We start from the raw sequence: 15,789 nt of genomic DNA on the forward strand, positions 1-15,789 counted from the left end.
GAAATTGAATTAATACGTCCTATGCGTGCCGCGGTAGTATCCGCATCACTTTCCCATCCTAGGAAGGCGTGTTTAGTTTTTAAGTGTTTTTTGTTCTATGCCTAAGCCAGCACTGTTATTTCCTAAGCGACCACTGCCCGTTTTAGCGCGGCCATAATCACGGTTTAATTTTGTGTGCAGATAGCGGCAAGCAAAAATGCCGTCAGAGCTTGGTCTACGGCTGCGTGCACAACTTGGTTGGTCTTGCACTTGTGCGACAGCTGAGCTAACGCCGCTAATGTGGGTTAAGGTGAATTGACTGCCTTTGATGGCGCTAGCAAATTGCAGTGCGCTATCATTTTTGGCTAGTAACTCTTCAATTGCGCCTTCTAGCTGCTGATCCGCATCAATTTTTAATGCCGCGGCGCCTGCCATTTTTAAATCTAAGCTGGCATTTGCCATCAGTAAGGTTGTTAAAGCAGATAGTAAGGCCAGCATTAACATGCTAATAAAGAGTGAAATTCCTCGTTGAGTATGGGGGGTTCTCATAGCTTAAATTCCTTGGCTTAACCATACTGGATTATTAAATGTTACTGAAGTTGAAACTAATAGACGGCGATAATTGTCATTTACCTGAACGGTTTTATCTCCCAGTTGGTAGCTGTTGTTATTTTTATAACCGTGGCTTTGGTCGAGCGCTCTAACCAATACAAACACTTGGGCGCCAATCACCTTATCATTAGGTTGTGCATTGGTTTGAAAGCTGGTCTTACCGGTTGCATTCTCAACGATGTATTGAATCTGCATGTTTTCTATGCCTGATAATAAGACGGGCTCCAATGTCATGCCTGATGTATTTAAAGTTAGCCTGCGTAAATTAGGTGTATTGGTTGAAAGTTGACGATCTAGGTAATAAACATGATGTAGAAATTGCCAGGTTTCACTGTCGTTTAAGGTTGGCACTGAGGGGATGGCAGCATTGCCTTTGAAAATCATAGCTTTAGTATTATTTGCTTGGAAGAAAAAGGGGGCTGTTGCGGTTGTTAAGCCGGCACTAGGTACAGATATTGATTGGCCTAGTAAGCGTTTGATGCTTATTACATCGGTTTCCTTAGTCAGCTGTGTATTGGCGTCATTGTCAATGAGACAATGCATATAGCTTAAACTGCTATTAGCTGGCAGCTCGAATGACCAAAACTGACGATACTGCACACTACTTTTCGGAAAGGAACCATTACCTAAATCATCAAGGCAATCTTTGCTACTTGCTAAATTGGGCACGATTACTTCGTTGCTTTTTACCGCATTGTAACGTGTTACAAGGTTAGCTGTGGCCAATCCCCAAAAGCCAACTTGGCGTAGATCTTGGGTTAATAATTGCAGTGCTACTCTGCCGGTTTCTTGTAGCTCACCCATTTGGTTGGTACTTTGAGCGCCGACTCTTGAGTTTATGAATACTGCAGAGAGGCCTGCGATCAGAAATAGTCCAATAGTGATAGCTATCATCCATTCAATTAAACCGTAACCAGCTTGATGTTTTTGAGTCGGGGAGTTATGCATCTTTTACTAGTGTCCGTAGTATTAGTTGACGACGCTCATTACTGGATGTGCCACATTTTTTCTCAAAGTTGTTGCTGTCAGTGGCGCCATCAATAAGCGATTGTCTACCAGTCCAACTGATCACAATAAGTACTTTGCCGTTGTTGGTGTCGTAATCAATACAGGCGTCTGCTTGTTTGAGGCCACCAATGGCACGAGTGTCTTGAACGACTTGTTGCCCTTGTAGTAATGCAGCCCAGTGTAAGAGATCTTTCTCTCGCTGCTGAGCTTGCCCACAAGCGGAACATCTTGGGGTTACGATTGATAGAGCTGAGGTTACCACGCTATCAACAGCGTATTGCTCTGGGGAAGAAATTAACTCTTGGCGATTAAGGCGTAGGCGCTCTGCGATATCCATGGCGATGAAGCTAGCGAGTGTTCGTTGATTGGATTCATAGGCAGATTTTTTGGCTATGCCTTGAGAGGCCGCCACGCCAAGCAAACCAGTGGTGAGCACGAATAAAGTGATCATGGTTTCGATTAAGCTAAACCCCTTTTGGGACTTAGTTTGATGTCGGCAGAGGATCATATGGCTCATGTTGAGTTACCTACGACTAAAAATTTAACAAATGAATGAGCGTTCCGCTGCTCGACAAAATCGTCAATTCTTAGCAATCCTTGCTGCGATGTTTTATATCAATAAAAAATTAATAGTTAAAGGAGTATTTTTAAAGTGAGTAAACCAACTAACTAATCTGCTTTTTTGGTTTTTTTTAGCATTTTAATCTGCCTAATGCGTTATTATTAGAAAGCGGTTTTTTTAATCCGTTTAGGCGGGAAAGGCTTGATTGATAGCGCTATCACTAAATGAAAGGGCTATTTTAAATAGCGTATTAGGTAGTCCTTATTTTACAAGATTGTTACATAAATTCATGCTATTCAGTATTTTATGCTGTTTCAATTGGAGAGATATAATTGAGAAGAACGTCTTTTTAATGACTGTTTTGTGAATATTGTGATCTTACTCATCATCACTTTCATCTTGTTTTCGTTTCTGTTTAGAGCAATTAAAAATAATGATAGTTAAAAAACAGAAGGGTAGGATTGATACCGTTAAATTTAGGCCATAAAAAAGGTGGCTAAAGCCACCTTTTCTGAGTCAAAACGCTCGTTGTCAAACTTAGTGTAATACGCGAGCACGTAGTGTGCCTTTAATATTTTTAAGTTTATCAAGCGCGCCTTCACGATCATCACTCGCAACATCGATGACTACGTAACCAATGTTCTCGTTAGTTTGTAGATATTGACCAACGATATTAATACCTTCATCAGAGAAAGCTTGGTTAATTTGGATCATGATGCCAGGAATGTTCTCATGGATATGCAGTAAACGGCTAGTTTTAACGTGCTCTGGTAGCGAAACTTCAGGGAAGTTAACTGCAGACAGTGTTGAGCCGTTATCGGAGTATTTCACTAATTTACCAGCAACTTCGTAACCTATGTTCTCTTGTGCTTCCTGTGTACTACCACCAATGTGCGGGGTTAGGATCACGTTGTCAAAACCGCGAAGAGGCGATACAAACTCGTCGTTATTTGATTTAGGCTCAACTGGGAACACGTCGATCGCAGCACCGAATAGCTTATCTGTTTTCAACGTTTCAACTAGTGCGTCAATATCAACTACGGTACCACGAGATGCATTGATTAAGATTGAGCCTTGCTTCATTTGTGACAGCTCGGTCGCGCCGAACATGAGTTTCGTCGATGCCGTTTCTGGTACATGCAAGCTAACAATATCAGACATAGCTAGCAGCTCTGGTAGGCTGGCAACTTGGGTTGCATTACCGAGCGATAGTTTATTTTCGATGTCGTAGTAGAAAACGTTAAAGCCAAGGTTTTCAGCTAGAATACTTAGCTGTGTACCTATGTGACCGTAACCAATAATGCCCAGTTTTTTGCCACGCGCTTCGTACGAATTATCAGCAGACTTTAGCCATTCGCCTCGATGTGCTTTGGCATTTTTCTCTGGAATACCACGAAGTAGCATTAAAATTTGGCCTAACACCATTTCAGCTACGCTGCGTGTATTTGAAAATGGCGCGTTAAAAACAGGAATACCTTTGATTTGCGCGGCTTTTAAGTCAACTTGGTTAGTTCCAATACAGAAACAACCGATAGCAACAAGCTTTTCAGCTGCGTTGATCACGTCTTCTGTTAAGTTTGAACGAGAACGAATGCCAACGAAATGAACGTCTTTGATCTTTTCTTTCAGATCTTCTTCGCTTAAGGAGGTTTTTAACGCTTCAATGTTAGTGTAACCCGCCGCTCTAAATGTTTCTTCAGCGCTGCTATGTAGTCCTTCTAACAGAAGAATTTTGATTTTTTCCTTGCCTAATGAAAAGGTGGTCATGCTACTTCCCTCGAACCCAAATGTGTCAATTGCTCAAATTTTGTCAATCTTGACAAGATACAATTATTTTAGAAAATTTACTACAAAAAACCCATATGTGGCGCGTTAACACCACTTTTTTTGATCTAATTATAACGTTTTAACGCCATCAGGGCTGCCAACCAGCACTACATCTGCACCTCGTTGGGCAAACAGGCCATTGGTCACAACGCCAACAATGTTGTTAATTTGTTGTTCTAGCTTGATCGGGTCTAGAATTTTTACATTATGCAGGTCAATGATAACGTTACCGTTATCGGTGATTACGCCTTCTCGGTATACGGGATCGCCGCCCAGCTTAACCAATTCGCGTGCTACATAACTGCGCGCCATTGGAATCACTTCCACTGGCAATGGAAAATCACCTAATACATCAACGTGTTTAGTGTTATCTACAATGCAAATAAACTTGTCAGCTACCGCTGCCACGATTTTTTCACGGGTTAATGCCGCACCGCCGCCTTTAATCATGTAGTTGTGGGCATTTATTTCATCGGCACCATCTACATAGATGCTCAGGTCGCTCACGTTATTTAGGTCAAATACTTCAATACCTAATGCTTTTAAGCGTTCAGTTGAGGCTTCAGAGCTGGATACTGCGCCTTTTATGTCATGTTTTATCGTACCTAGGGCATCGATAAAATGATTCACGGTAGAGCCTGTACCAACACCAACAATAGAGCCTTCCTCGACGTATTTTAGTGCAGCCCAACCAGCGGCTTTTTTCATTTCATCTTGTGTCATGCTTATGCTCCGAGAGTACGCTAAAAGAAGCGCGGATTATAGCGTATCATCAGGTTTAAAAACACTCCCCCAAGACCAGATTTTACTGGGGGTGATGACTTCCGGTAGAGGAATGTCCCATGCTTCAATTGGGAGTTTAGGTAAGCATTGTAGGTCGTGTGCCAAGCCGATGGTGTAAGGTGATGTGCCGATATTGTTTAAGCTTGCTAAGGTACGGTCGTAAAAACCGCCGCCCATACCAAGTCGATTACCAAAATGGTCAAACGCCACAAGGGGGGTGAAGATAACATCAAGCTGCTCAATGCTAGTTTTCTGGTTAGAATGAAGGCAAGGCTCAGCAATACCAAACTTGTTAGTTTGCATTGGGCTATTAGCGTGGTAGTGCAAAAACAACAGGTGGCCTTCATTGATTGGATCAAGTACCGGCAAATATGTTTTGATGCCTTGTTGCCAGCACCATTCTATTAATGGCTGTGGACAAAGTTCACCGTCGTTAGCCAGATAAAGGGCGACCTTTTTGGCTTGGTTTAGTTTGGGGTGCTGAGTTAATTGTTGCTTGAGCTGATGACTGTAATCATGTTGTTGCTGGTGGCTAAGTTGACGCCTAAGTTGGCGAACATCTTGTCTAATTTGATGACGGGTTTTCTGCATGACGAAAAGTCCGTATGGCCTGTTGCATAAGCCCATTGTATGTATGGGTCTATAAGTGGAGTACCCAGGGTGCCGTTACACGGTATAAGCCCTTGAACCCGACGGCTCAAGGTGGTGATTTTGTTATTACCGTAGGCTTCTCAGTACATGCTGAGCCTGCGCAATAGTAGCAAGCAAAATCCCCGGTGTTGTAATTATCGGCTCAGGGACGTCACCGTATTGACAAACACCCCAGGAATTAAAATTGTATTGTTGTGCGAGACTTACTTCTCGTTAGAGCTGACGCCTTTTTCGATCAACGCATTTTCAATGGTACTTTGTAACATTTGAATACGCTGAGCCATGGTATCAGCATACTCATTGTTTTTCGCTTGTTCTAATTTTAGTTCATGGCAAAAGTTTAATGCGGCCATGACTGCAAGTTGTTCACTTTTAGCTATTTTAGTGCGCTGTTTTAGGTCAGCAATTTTCTCATTCAATATTTCTGCTGCGCCAAGCAACGCATCTTCTTGTCCTTGGGGACAAGCCATTTTATAACATTTGCCTAAAATATTGATCTCGACAGCCGATTGGCTCATCACTGAACTCCGAACACAAGAATTAACCGAACATCTGTTTCAGATGTCTAACTGCTGCGACTATAAAGGCCAACGGGTGAACTTTCAAGTCCTAGCTAGCGCCAACAGTAAGGCAATGTTAGGATTTAAGGTAATATATTAATTTTAATTGTGAGTTTAGGTTAACCATGGATAAAAACACATTGCCGGATTTTGATGAAGTTACCCGTATCTTCGAATCTGCGTCATTAATGGTAGGCGCGGCGGAAGTTCATGGTGTATTAGCGGGACTTGTTTGCGCAGGTGTAAAGCTTGATGCGACCAGTTGGGAAGCCCCATTTAATGATTTAATCAATGAAGGATTGGGTTTACCTGCTGAACCTAAGAAAGTGGCTACGCAGCTTTATTCTGCTATTTGTGAGCAACTTACAGACGGTAACATGGCGTTTACCTTATTGCTTCCAGATGATGAGCAACCCCTTGATGAGCGAGCGGAAGCAATGGCGCAGTGGGCGCAAAGTTTTCTCGTGGGCTTTGGCATTATGCAATCTAAATTAAATAAAGCGCCTGAAAATATTCAAGAGTTGATTACCGATATTCGTGACATTTCACAAGTCTCCCTCGATTTTGAACAAGAAGATGAAGAAAGTGAGCTGGCCTTCAATGAAGTTGTTGAGTATTTACGTATTGCTGCTCTTCTGTGTTTTAACGAATTTGCGCAGCCCCTCACTACGACGAATGATAAGCCTACGCTGCACTAAGCTTATGCTTATTGATTATCTTTAAGCTCACGCTTATTGATTGTCTTTAAGCTCGCGCTTATTGATTATCTTTAAGCTCACGCTTATTGATTGTCTTTAAGCTCGCGCTTATTGATTGTCTTTAAGCTCGCGCTTATTGATTGTCTTTAAGCTCGCGCTTATTGATCGTCTTTAAGCTCACGCTTATTGATTAACGCTAAGTAAGCCTTAACCATTAATTTTTTTTAACATAGGTTATTTAAATGCAATCTGAATTTCATCTACGCCAGTCAGCATTCGGCGAGTTGATGCTAGACAACAGTGCTGCGATTTTTGTCGCAGCAAACGAGCAAACACGTAGTCGTGATACGGAGTACCGTTTTCGCCAAGACAGTGATTTTTATTATTTAACGGGCTTTAACGAACCCGATGCTTGGTTAGTATTGGTAAAAAAAGATAATCAATTAACGCGTACCTTGTTCTGCCGCCCAAAAGATACTTTGGCTGAAATTTGGCACGGTCGACGTTTAGGTGCAGAAGCAGCTATTAATACGTTGGCGATTGATCAAGCATTTGAATTAACCTCGTTGGATGAACAATTAATCGAGTTGTTGAATCAGCGTGATAGTTTATATTTTGTGCTTAACCAGTATCCTGCCGCTGAGGCCACGGTACAACAAACCCTAACACGTCTGCGCCAAGGGGGGCGTCAAGGTTGGCGTGAACCGCGCCAAATTATTGATTGGCGTCCGCAACTACATGAAATGCGCTTGTTTAAATCAGCTGCTGAGATTGAACTAATGCGTAAAGCGGCAGATATTTCTGTTGCGGGTCATATTCGAGCGATGAAAGAATGCCGTGTTGGCGCTTGGGAATACCAGCTTGAAGCCGGTATTTTACACGAGTTTGCGATGCACGGTGCGCGCGACGCTGCCTATAGCACTATTGTTGGTGGTGGCGAAAATGCCTGTATTTTACATTACACCGAAAATGAATCGCAGCTGGTGGACGGTGAGTTAGTTCTCATTGATGCTGGCGCTGAGTATGCGGGGTACGCGGGTGACATTACACGTACGTTTCCTGTTAATGGCAAGTTCAGCTCAGAACAAAAAGCGATTTATCAATTAGTGCTTGACGCACAAGAAGCTGCGCTGGCGGCATTAGGTCCAGGTAAATCTATTAAGCAAGCTAATGATATTGTTTTAAATATCATGGTTTCTGGTTTGCTTGAGTTAGGTATAATGCAGGGTGAAGTCGAGCAGTTAATAGAAGAACAAGCATATAAAGCTTTTTATATGCACGGACTCTCCCACTGGTTAGGGTTAGATGTACATGACGTGGGCGATTATCAATCTGTTGACCGTTCACGTTTACTCGCGCCTGGCATGGTGATTACCGTTGAGCCCGGTTTGTATATTTCATCGTCTGCGGATGTCGATCCTAAGTGGCACGGTATCGGCGTTCGTATCGAAGACGATATTGTTATCACGCAGCAAGGCATTGATAACTTAACAGCTGCGGCGCCTAAGTCCATTGCCGATATCGAGGCGTTAATGGCGCAATCTAACTAATAAGAAGTGAAGAGGGACATGGTTGAGACCAATGCGACGCTAGATGTTGATTTAATCATAGTAGGAGGGGGCATGGTGGGGGCCTCCTTTGCTTGTGCGGTGGCTTATTTAGCGCCGCATCTTAATATTGCATTAGTGGATGCGGTCGCTGCAAACCAAAATACGCACCCTGGCTTTGATAGTCGAGCCATTGCGTTGTCGTATGGTTCGGCACAACTACTACAACAAATAGGTCTTTGGTCTGAGTTTTCATTGCAAACCACACCTATCACTCATATTCATGTTTCAGATCGCGGCCATTCAGGCTTAGTTCACTTAAGTGCGAAACAAGAGCAGCTTGACGCGTTGGGCTATGTTATTGAGCTTATCAATGCGGGTGATATTCTCAATAAGCGTTTATCCAATTTGCCAAACTTAACTTGGATCCGTCCTGATAGCGTTGTCGACATTGTGCAATATCAGCAATGTGTCACTGCTACCTTAGCTTCGGGGCTGCAATTACAAGCTCAGTTATTGGTGGGGGCCGATGGCGGTCACAGCCGTTGTCGCCAATTACTTAAATTGCAGCAACAAACGGATGATTACGGTACTAGCGCTATTATTGCCAATGTACTGACCAGTGAGTTGCATCAAGGTCGTGCCTTTGAGCGATTTACTGATGCAGGACCTTTGGCGTTATTGCCTATGTCTGATAACCGTAGCGCATTGGTTTGGTCGGTGCATAATCATCAGTTTGAGCCGTTAATGGCTTTATCTGATACTGATTTTAGCGCCGCTTTACAGCAACAATTTGGTTTCCGTTTAGGTGTTTTTACGCGAGTAGGCTCTCGTACCGCTTATCCGTTATCTCTCACTCAGTCCCCCATGCCGGTCAGTCACCGTTGCGTGTTAATTGGTAATGCCGCTCATACTTTACACCCTGTTGCAGGACAAGGTTATAACCTCGGCCTGCGTGATTTGTTCGTTCTCGCTAAGACCATAGCCCAAACTTCTGATATTGGAGCGTTTACAACACTTGATCACTATTGGCAGCAACGGGAAGCAGATCATCAACGAACCATTTTTATGACCGATTTATTAGCTCGTACATTTGCAAATAACTATTGGCCTTTAGCCAAGGCTCGAAATAGTGCGTTACATTTAATGGATACCTTTGACACTTTAAAGCAACCCTTAAGCTACCAAGCCTTGGGCCATTTTGAACTTTTTCAGGCGAAACCTTTATGATCCAGTCTTTTGATCTTGTTATTGTTGGTGGCGGTATGGTCGGGTTGACATTGGCCCGAGCACTACATGATGTACCCATTAAAATTGCGGTAATAGAGGGGCGTGAGCTCGAGCTAGAATTTAGTGAGATAGCAGACAACCGTGTTAGTGCGATTAATGCCGCCAGCCAAACCGTGTTAGAAAAACTGGGAGTTTGGTCAAACTTAAACCTTTCACGAAGCCAGGCATATGAACAAATGCAGGTTTGGGATCAAGATAGCTTTGGGCAATTACAGTTTTCAGCCCAACAAAATCGGACTGCAAATCTAGGTCATATCATTGAAAACCGTAATTTACAGCTGGCATTACTTCATACCTTAGAAAGGCAAGAAAATGTGCAAATATTTTGTCCTCAGCGTATTGCCCAGTTAGCTTTGGGAGAAGGTGAAGCTTGGATCACCCTAGATAATGGCCATGCTTTGACCAGTAAATTGGTGGTTGGTGCTGATGGGGCAGAATCTTGGGTACGTAAGCAAGCGGCTATTCCGCTGACCTTTCGTGATTATCAACATCATGCGTTAGTGGCGACGATAGCGACTACCGAATGGCATCAAAATACAGCTTGGCAAATTTTTAAACCTGAGGGGCCGCTGGCTTTTTTACCGCTGTTTAATCCACATCATTGTTCGATAGTTTGGTCAACTAGCCCAGAGCAAGCATCAAAGTTGATAGCATTACCTGATGACGAATTTAATAAGCAGCTTGCGATGGCATTTGATAACCGATTGGGTTTATGTCGGGTACAAGGTGAGCGCCATAGTGTGCCGCTACGAATGCGTTATGCGCGAGACTTTGCCAAACATCGCGTGGCCTTAATTGGTGATGCCGCGCACACCATTCATCCCCTTGCAGGACAAGGCGTTAACTTAGGTTTAATGGACGCGGCGGCATTGGCACAGGAAATTAAGAAAAACGTAACCCTCGGTTTAGATATTGGCCAGTTGCCACAGTTACGGGGTTATGAGCGCTGGCGTAAAAGTCAGGCAATGGAAATGATTGTTGCAATGGAAGGGTTAAAGCAAGGCTTTAGTGGTAATCATCCGTTGAAAAAATTAATCCGAGATGTCGGTTTGAGCCTATTGAATAATGCTCCTTTAGTGAAAAAGACCTTACTTAAGCAAGCCATGGGGTTAGCGGGTGAACTGCCAGATTTAGCCCGTCAGTAGTGTACTAAGTTTGATCGTTATTTTTTTATTTAAACTTTAAAAATCAATACGAAATCACCTTGCAGTTAAGTGTTATTTGGCTACGCTGTGTAAGTGATAACGCATTCGTTAATGACCTGTTTTTTATCAAGGCCTATTTTATTGGGAGAGTAAAAATGAGCCAATTGCCAAGTGATTTAAGATATACCGATACTCACCTTTGGGTTAGAAATGAAGGTGATGGTATTTATACCATAGGCATTACTGATCATGGCCAAAGCCAATTAGGAAATATATACAATATAGAACAACCCAATGTTGGTGATGAGTTAGATGCCGGCGATGAATGTTTTGTCATCGATGCTGAAAAAACGACGGTTGAAATATACTCCCCGTTGAGTGGTGAAATTGCTGAGCTGAATGAAGAACTTGCTGATTCACCTAGTTTAGTAAATGCCGATCCTTATGATGATGGTTGGGTGCTACAAGTTAGAGCGTCTGATGATACGGAATTTGAAAGTTTGTTAGATGCTGATGACTACCTTGAAGGAATCTTGGAAGAAGAGGAATAAATTATTTTTCAGTGTGTTAGTAGCTGTCTTGCGTTAGCGCACTGAACGGGAAATCATTTTTTCCAATTGAGTTAACCGTGTTGGTGTGGTTTAGCACTGCTTTATAAAGCTTATTATCTTAACTAATTGCCTGCTACTTATTTGACTACCTTAGATTAGCTTATTGAAATAGCTCTCAGTTTTTTATTTCTGTTTTTGTATAGTTAAAATTGTCAATTATATGTTGTTTAATTTATTTGACCCTTGTCTAGTGTAACTGAGATGATGAGTTGGGCACTTTTGCCAAATAAGATTAATCATTTAAGTTAACTTTTTATTGGGTAGCTTATTAACTATGGAGCGTGCTATGCAGTCAAGGTCTTTAAGTACAGGCTTATTGTTTTTGGTACTCTTTTCAGTGGTTTTGCTGTTTGCCTATCAACATAGTTTTAATACTAGCTTGGTGATTAATTCAGAATCTGACTATGGGTTCAAAGCGATTACTGATGAATCCCAAGGTGGTAAAACAACCGCAACTTTAACCCGAACACCGCAAGGAATAGTACTTGAGTGTAACATCGTAAAGGCTTATGCATGGCCTTTTTGTGAACTAGCGATTAAGCTTTCCGAAATATCAGAAGGTATTGATATCTCTAAGTATAATACTGTTTCTCTTGATGTTCGCTATGAAGGCGAAGGCTCGCAACGTATCCGCTTCTATATTCGTAACTTTCACCCTACTTACAGTGATATTCATAACGATACGACTATGAAGGTGAATGAGATCGAATATGAGCCTAATTTATATGCGTCAGAAGTGAAAATACCCCTTAAAAACTTTCAGGTTGCATCATGGTGGATTTCAGAACATAGCATTCCACTAGAGCATTTTGCACCTGATTTTACTAATGTTGCGGTGTTAGAGGTAGCAACGGGTAGCCTTATTTCTGAAGGTCCGGTTAAGATTGTCGTGGAAGAAATAAGATTTGACGGTAAGTTAATCCCTGAAACTGTCTTCTTAACCGGGATTATCGGAATATGGATTGCATTTGCGCTTATTTATCTCCTCTCTGATTTAAGGCGTCTTAAAGGAGATCTGTCTAGTACGAGACAGAAGGCCGTTGAACTGGAATCTCTCACTGAAGCGTTAAAGCTAGAAAGTAAAAAATTTGAAACCATGGCTAAGCGAGATCCCTTAACAGGTGCTAGAAATAGAGCAGGCATTCGAGATTCACTGTTTGAGCAAGTTCAATTGGTATATCTGCAGCGAACACCATTATCAATAGTGTTTATGGATATTGACCATTTCAAGCAAATTAATGATGTACATGGCCATGATATCGGTGACGAAGTACTGAAAGCATTTGCTGGCTTAGTCACAGGACAAACTCGCCAAGGCGATAGCTTGGTTCGCTGGGGAGGAGAAGAGTTTCTATTGGTTTGTCCTAATACTGAGCTTAATCATGCGGCTCAACTTGCTGAAAATATTAGGTCCTTATTAGAAGTGTCAGAATGGCCTGATGGGGTTAAAGTCACTTGTAGTTTTGGTGTTACCCAGATGGGACAGGAAAGTACGGGGGAATTTATCGCGCGTGCCGATGAAGCTTTATACAAGGCTAAATCCAAAGGCCGAAACAGAGTGGTTAGCTTTCACCCCCCTAAAGAATAGTGTTCATTAAGGCTTGGGCTTTTTCGCTCAAGCCTTACTTTTAATCGAGCTTGTTACTTGAAACTCTCTTTCTAGCATTAAAGTAAGTTCCTCTACATACTCAACTAATGCATCATTACTGATCAGTTTACTGAGCTCATTTCCTACTTGGGTAAACTTATAGTAATACAGCTTTAGACGTTTACCGTTAGGCACTAAACTAATAGGTAAGTCATGATAATTAATATTAAGAGGCTGGCCTGGACTCATTTCTCCTGATTCTAATTCACTTTGATAAATTAAGCCTAAGTCAGCCATTAACATGAGGTTAGAATAGGGGAAGCGGAATTTACCTAACGATAGCTTTTGACTATGAAGTGGCGTAAAAAGTTGGAATGAGCTAGGTAAGCGAACATAGCCGGTGATTATTTTACGCGCTGGGTCGCCTGAAAATGTTGAGCTGAGCTGACACAGCTTTTGAAAAATAATGGCTTCTCGGTTAGTCATTTGCTTGAGTGTTTCGAGAGCCCGCACTGAGTAGCTCGCTGGACTGGTAATTTCTTGAGCTAATATTTTTCCCCATAATGTTTGCATATTTTTGCTGCTAATGGTTTCAGCTAGCCGCAAATAAGCTGTCATCCAATCGGGGTCAACCTCTCTCGCAGCATCATCTTCACCACACTCTGAATGAGTCGCTAACATGATTTGTTCGAGGTTGTGCTGCTTTTGTGACAGCTCTAAGGCCATGCGTTTTTTGGCTCTCGCTAGTACTGTTGTGTCTGCAACATTTGTGAGACTGCCTTCAATCCCGTATTGTCGAGCCAATGCTAAGGTTTTATGTTTACTATTAAAGAGCTGCTTCTCCGATTTTTCACTTAGTTTATCAAGGGAGCTTTTTGCGTCAGCCATACCCTTTCCTCGTTTGTTATCATTATGTTAAACAATAGCGGTTGCGCATTGTTGCTAAAATGTTAAAATTATTAACAGGTAAAGCTAGCGTTTGTTATCCAATGTAGATAGACAGGCTCTAAAGGAGAATGGCATGATTATTTTGAAAAAGAAAGTATGGAATATTCTGTTAGGTGTCGGCTATTTAGTGGGGCTGGTCGCGTTGGCCGCTTATATCTATTAATTTTATTGTCATTCTGCTCGTTATTCTGATTGGCGATAGCGTTTATTTAGCTATCACCAATCAGTAAGTGTTATTCTTCGTAAACCTCAACTTTAATGCCTTCCATAGTGTATCCAACCGTAGCTAGATCATTACTCATGGTTTCAGCTTTAATGGTTCCTTCAACCCAAACGGCTCCCCAAACATCATCAACAGGGGCTCCTTTTGGATATTTTACGTAGATGATTTGGTTTGGTGGTGGGGGTGGCACGTGAATACAAGCGCCAAAATAAGGCACTAAAAAGAATTCCGTGATGTTATTCTCATCGCCCTCTAAGGGCACCACGAAGCCGGGAAGGCGGATTGTTTTGCTGTTAAGATCACTGCGAACATTCACTTCCTGACTCTGAGGTTGATTAGCTACGCTACCGTCATGGTTGAGCTCAGCAGCTTTGGCTTGTGCAATACGCTCCGCTTCGGGCAGTAACTCTTCCCATTCCATAGTGACAACTTCAGCATGAACAAGCATGGGTAAAGTAACTATCGTGCTTAAGAGTATGCGTTTTAAGTATTTCATTTTTTATATCCTAATAGTCATGCCATCAGCAAGAGACATGCGGTACGCGCGCCATGCAGGTATTAAACCTATTACAAAACCTGATATTACCACGATAGATAATAAAATAAGTTCATAATGGGTTAAAGCCGATAACCTTACATATATACCAAACATATCCATAGCAATAGGTCTTATCAGCAAAATTAATGCATACAATAAGCCGACACCGGTTAAGGCTCCAGCCAATGCGAGCACGCCCGCTTCTGAAATAAGCAAGCTAAATATATGACCAGGTCTTGCGCCGACCGAGCGTAAGATAGCCATTTCGCGACGACGTTCATTTAAGCTAGTGAGTAGGGTGGTTAGCATGCCTAATAAACCAGATACCACGACAAAACCGGATACCACTAACAAGGCATTTTCGGCCATATTCATCGTGCTCCATAATTCTTGCAGCGCAACACCTGGAAGTACGGCCATGATGGCTTCTTGTTGGTATTCATTAATTTTCCGTTGTAATGCAAAGGTATGCATTTTGGACTTTAAACCAACGATAAATGCCGTTATGACCTCTGGCTCAAGTGTTACTTGATCTAATTGCTCTGCTTGTAATTTGCCACCTCTTGGTGCGCCATTTTGCCAGCCAAAATGAATCGCTTCAATGCCTGCTAAAGAAACATGTACCGTACGGTCAACGGGGGTCCCTGTGGGGTCAAGAATCCCCACAACTTTAAAGGGCAAGTTGTCGTGTTTAGTAAAAGACACATCACTGCTGCCGTGAGCAATAACTATTTTTTGACCAAGTTGGTAGTTAAGCTTTTTAGCCACTTCGGCACCAAGCACAGCTTCAATGGGGCCGTCAAAAGACTGGCCTTGATTAAAGCTTAAATTTTGTTTCTGACCAAATCGGTAATGTTTAAAGTAGTCGGGGGTGGTACCTAGAACACGAAAGCCTCGATGTGAATCACCTAGGGAAAAAGGGACGCTCCATTTTACGGCTTTATCATTGGCAATTTCTTGATAGGTTTGCCAAGAAATATTATTGGTGGCATTGCCAATTCTGAATACAGAATAGAGTAACAGTTGTACTTGTCCGGTACGTGCGCCAACTATTAAATCGGTGCCTGATAACGTGTTAGCAAAGTTTTCTTTGGTCTGTGTTCTAACTCGCTCGACTCCGAGTAGCAAGGTGACACTAAGCGCAATTGCAAACACCGTTAAAATGGCTGTGCCACGGCGATTGTATAAACTTTTGAGCGCTAATTTAGCAATGGCCATA

General features: G+C 42.3%; 16 protein-coding genes and 1 other RNA gene. 6 read left to right on the forward strand and 11 right to left on the reverse strand.

Going from position 1 to position 15,789, the window contains the following annotated elements; translation table 11 throughout:
* Nucleotides 1–72: 72 nt before the first annotated feature.
* From K1M91_RS17060 to zapA, 8 genes are all read right to left on the reverse strand, one after another.
* Nucleotides 73–528 carry a hypothetical protein gene (locus K1M91_RS17060; RefSeq protein ID WP_232803467.1) on the reverse strand — a complete coding sequence of 152 codons (456 nt, stop codon included), beginning with the start codon at nucleotides 526–528 and terminating at the stop codon, nucleotides 73–75.
* Nucleotides 529–531: 3 nt separating this feature from the next.
* Nucleotides 532–1,539, reverse strand: a complete 1,008-nt coding sequence (locus tag K1M91_RS17065) for a PilW family protein (protein ID WP_232803468.1) — start codon at nucleotides 1,537–1,539, stop codon at nucleotides 532–534.
* Nucleotides 1,532–2,116: a type IV pilus modification protein PilV gene (gene pilV / locus K1M91_RS17070; protein WP_232803469.1), complete on the reverse strand. Its 585-nt coding sequence runs from the start codon at nucleotides 2,114–2,116 to the stop codon at nucleotides 1,532–1,534. Before pilV ends, K1M91_RS17065 begins: the two co-directional genes overlap by 8 nt.
* Before the next feature lie 582 nt (nucleotides 2,117–2,698).
* A complete protein-coding gene (gene serA / locus K1M91_RS17075; protein ID WP_232803470.1) occupies nucleotides 2,699–3,928 on the reverse strand; it encodes a phosphoglycerate dehydrogenase in 1,230 nt (409 codons plus the stop codon).
* A 129-nt stretch (nucleotides 3,929–4,057) separates the two neighbouring features.
* Nucleotides 4,058–4,711, reverse strand: a complete 654-nt coding sequence (rpiA, locus tag K1M91_RS17080; protein ID WP_232803471.1) for a ribose-5-phosphate isomerase RpiA — start codon at nucleotides 4,709–4,711, stop codon at nucleotides 4,058–4,060.
* Nucleotides 4,712–4,747: 36 nt separating this feature from the next.
* On the reverse strand, nucleotides 4,748–5,362 hold the full coding sequence (locus tag K1M91_RS17085; protein WP_232803472.1) for a 5-formyltetrahydrofolate cyclo-ligase: 615 nt from the start codon (nucleotides 5,360–5,362) through the stop codon (nucleotides 4,748–4,750).
* A gap of 57 nt (nucleotides 5,363–5,419) precedes the next feature.
* Nucleotides 5,420–5,603: non-coding RNA, 6S RNA (gene ssrS, locus K1M91_RS17090), on the reverse strand.
* A 22-nt stretch (nucleotides 5,604–5,625) separates the two neighbouring features.
* A complete protein-coding gene (gene zapA / locus K1M91_RS17095) occupies nucleotides 5,626–5,940 on the reverse strand; it encodes a cell division protein ZapA (RefSeq protein ID WP_232803473.1) in 315 nt (104 codons plus the stop codon).
* A gap of 167 nt (nucleotides 5,941–6,107) precedes the next feature.
* Here zapA and K1M91_RS17100 point away from each other — a divergent pair, with 167 nt between their 5' ends.
* The 6 genes from K1M91_RS17100 (at nucleotide 6,108) to K1M91_RS17125 (ending at nucleotide 12,861) form a co-directional block, all read left to right on the forward strand.
* A complete protein-coding gene (locus K1M91_RS17100; RefSeq protein WP_232803474.1) occupies nucleotides 6,108–6,680 on the forward strand; it encodes a UPF0149 family protein in 573 nt (190 codons plus the stop codon).
* A 242-nt stretch (nucleotides 6,681–6,922) separates the two neighbouring features.
* Nucleotides 6,923–8,230 (forward strand): Xaa-Pro aminopeptidase, encoded by a 1,308-nt coding sequence (gene pepP, locus K1M91_RS17105; RefSeq protein WP_232803475.1) that lies wholly within the window; start codon nucleotides 6,923–6,925, stop codon nucleotides 8,228–8,230.
* A gap of 18 nt (nucleotides 8,231–8,248) precedes the next feature.
* Nucleotides 8,249–9,457, forward strand: coding sequence for a 2-octaprenyl-6-methoxyphenyl hydroxylase (gene ubiH / locus K1M91_RS17110; RefSeq protein ID WP_232803476.1), 1,209 nt, complete (start codon nucleotides 8,249–8,251; stop codon nucleotides 9,455–9,457).
* Nucleotides 9,454–10,662 (forward strand): FAD-dependent monooxygenase, encoded by a 1,209-nt coding sequence (locus K1M91_RS17115; RefSeq protein ID WP_238481463.1) that lies wholly within the window; start codon nucleotides 9,454–9,456, stop codon nucleotides 10,660–10,662. The genes ubiH and K1M91_RS17115 overlap by 4 nt, the downstream gene beginning before the upstream one ends.
* A gap of 155 nt (nucleotides 10,663–10,817) precedes the next feature.
* Nucleotides 10,818–11,213 (forward strand): glycine cleavage system protein GcvH, encoded by a 396-nt coding sequence (gene gcvH, locus K1M91_RS17120; protein ID WP_232803477.1) that lies wholly within the window; start codon nucleotides 10,818–10,820, stop codon nucleotides 11,211–11,213.
* Between the two features lie 346 nt (nucleotides 11,214–11,559).
* Nucleotides 11,560–12,861 carry a GGDEF domain-containing protein gene (locus K1M91_RS17125; protein ID WP_232803478.1) on the forward strand — a complete coding sequence of 434 codons (1,302 nt, stop codon included), beginning with the start codon at nucleotides 11,560–11,562 and terminating at the stop codon, nucleotides 12,859–12,861.
* A gap of 27 nt (nucleotides 12,862–12,888) precedes the next feature.
* Here K1M91_RS17125 and K1M91_RS17130 read toward each other — a convergent pair whose 3' ends face one another.
* The 3 genes from K1M91_RS17130 to K1M91_RS17140 form a co-directional block, all read right to left on the reverse strand.
* Complete coding sequence (locus tag K1M91_RS17130) at nucleotides 12,889–13,749, reverse strand: TIGR03899 family protein (RefSeq protein ID WP_232803479.1); 861 nt, start codon at nucleotides 13,747–13,749, stop codon at nucleotides 12,889–12,891.
* 293 nt (nucleotides 13,750–14,042) lie between these two features.
* On the reverse strand, nucleotides 14,043–14,528 hold the full coding sequence (locus K1M91_RS17135) for a DUF3299 domain-containing protein (protein ID WP_232803480.1): 486 nt from the start codon (nucleotides 14,526–14,528) through the stop codon (nucleotides 14,043–14,045).
* A gap of 3 nt (nucleotides 14,529–14,531) precedes the next feature.
* A complete protein-coding gene (locus K1M91_RS17140; RefSeq protein ID WP_232803481.1) occupies nucleotides 14,532–15,788 on the reverse strand; it encodes an FtsX-like permease family protein in 1,257 nt (418 codons plus the stop codon).
* Nucleotide 15,789: the final 1 nt, after the last annotated feature.

The organism is Motilimonas sp. E26 (assembly GCF_021278025.1).
Taxonomy (GTDB): domain Bacteria; phylum Pseudomonadota; class Gammaproteobacteria; order Enterobacterales; family CBDFNC01; genus Motilimonas.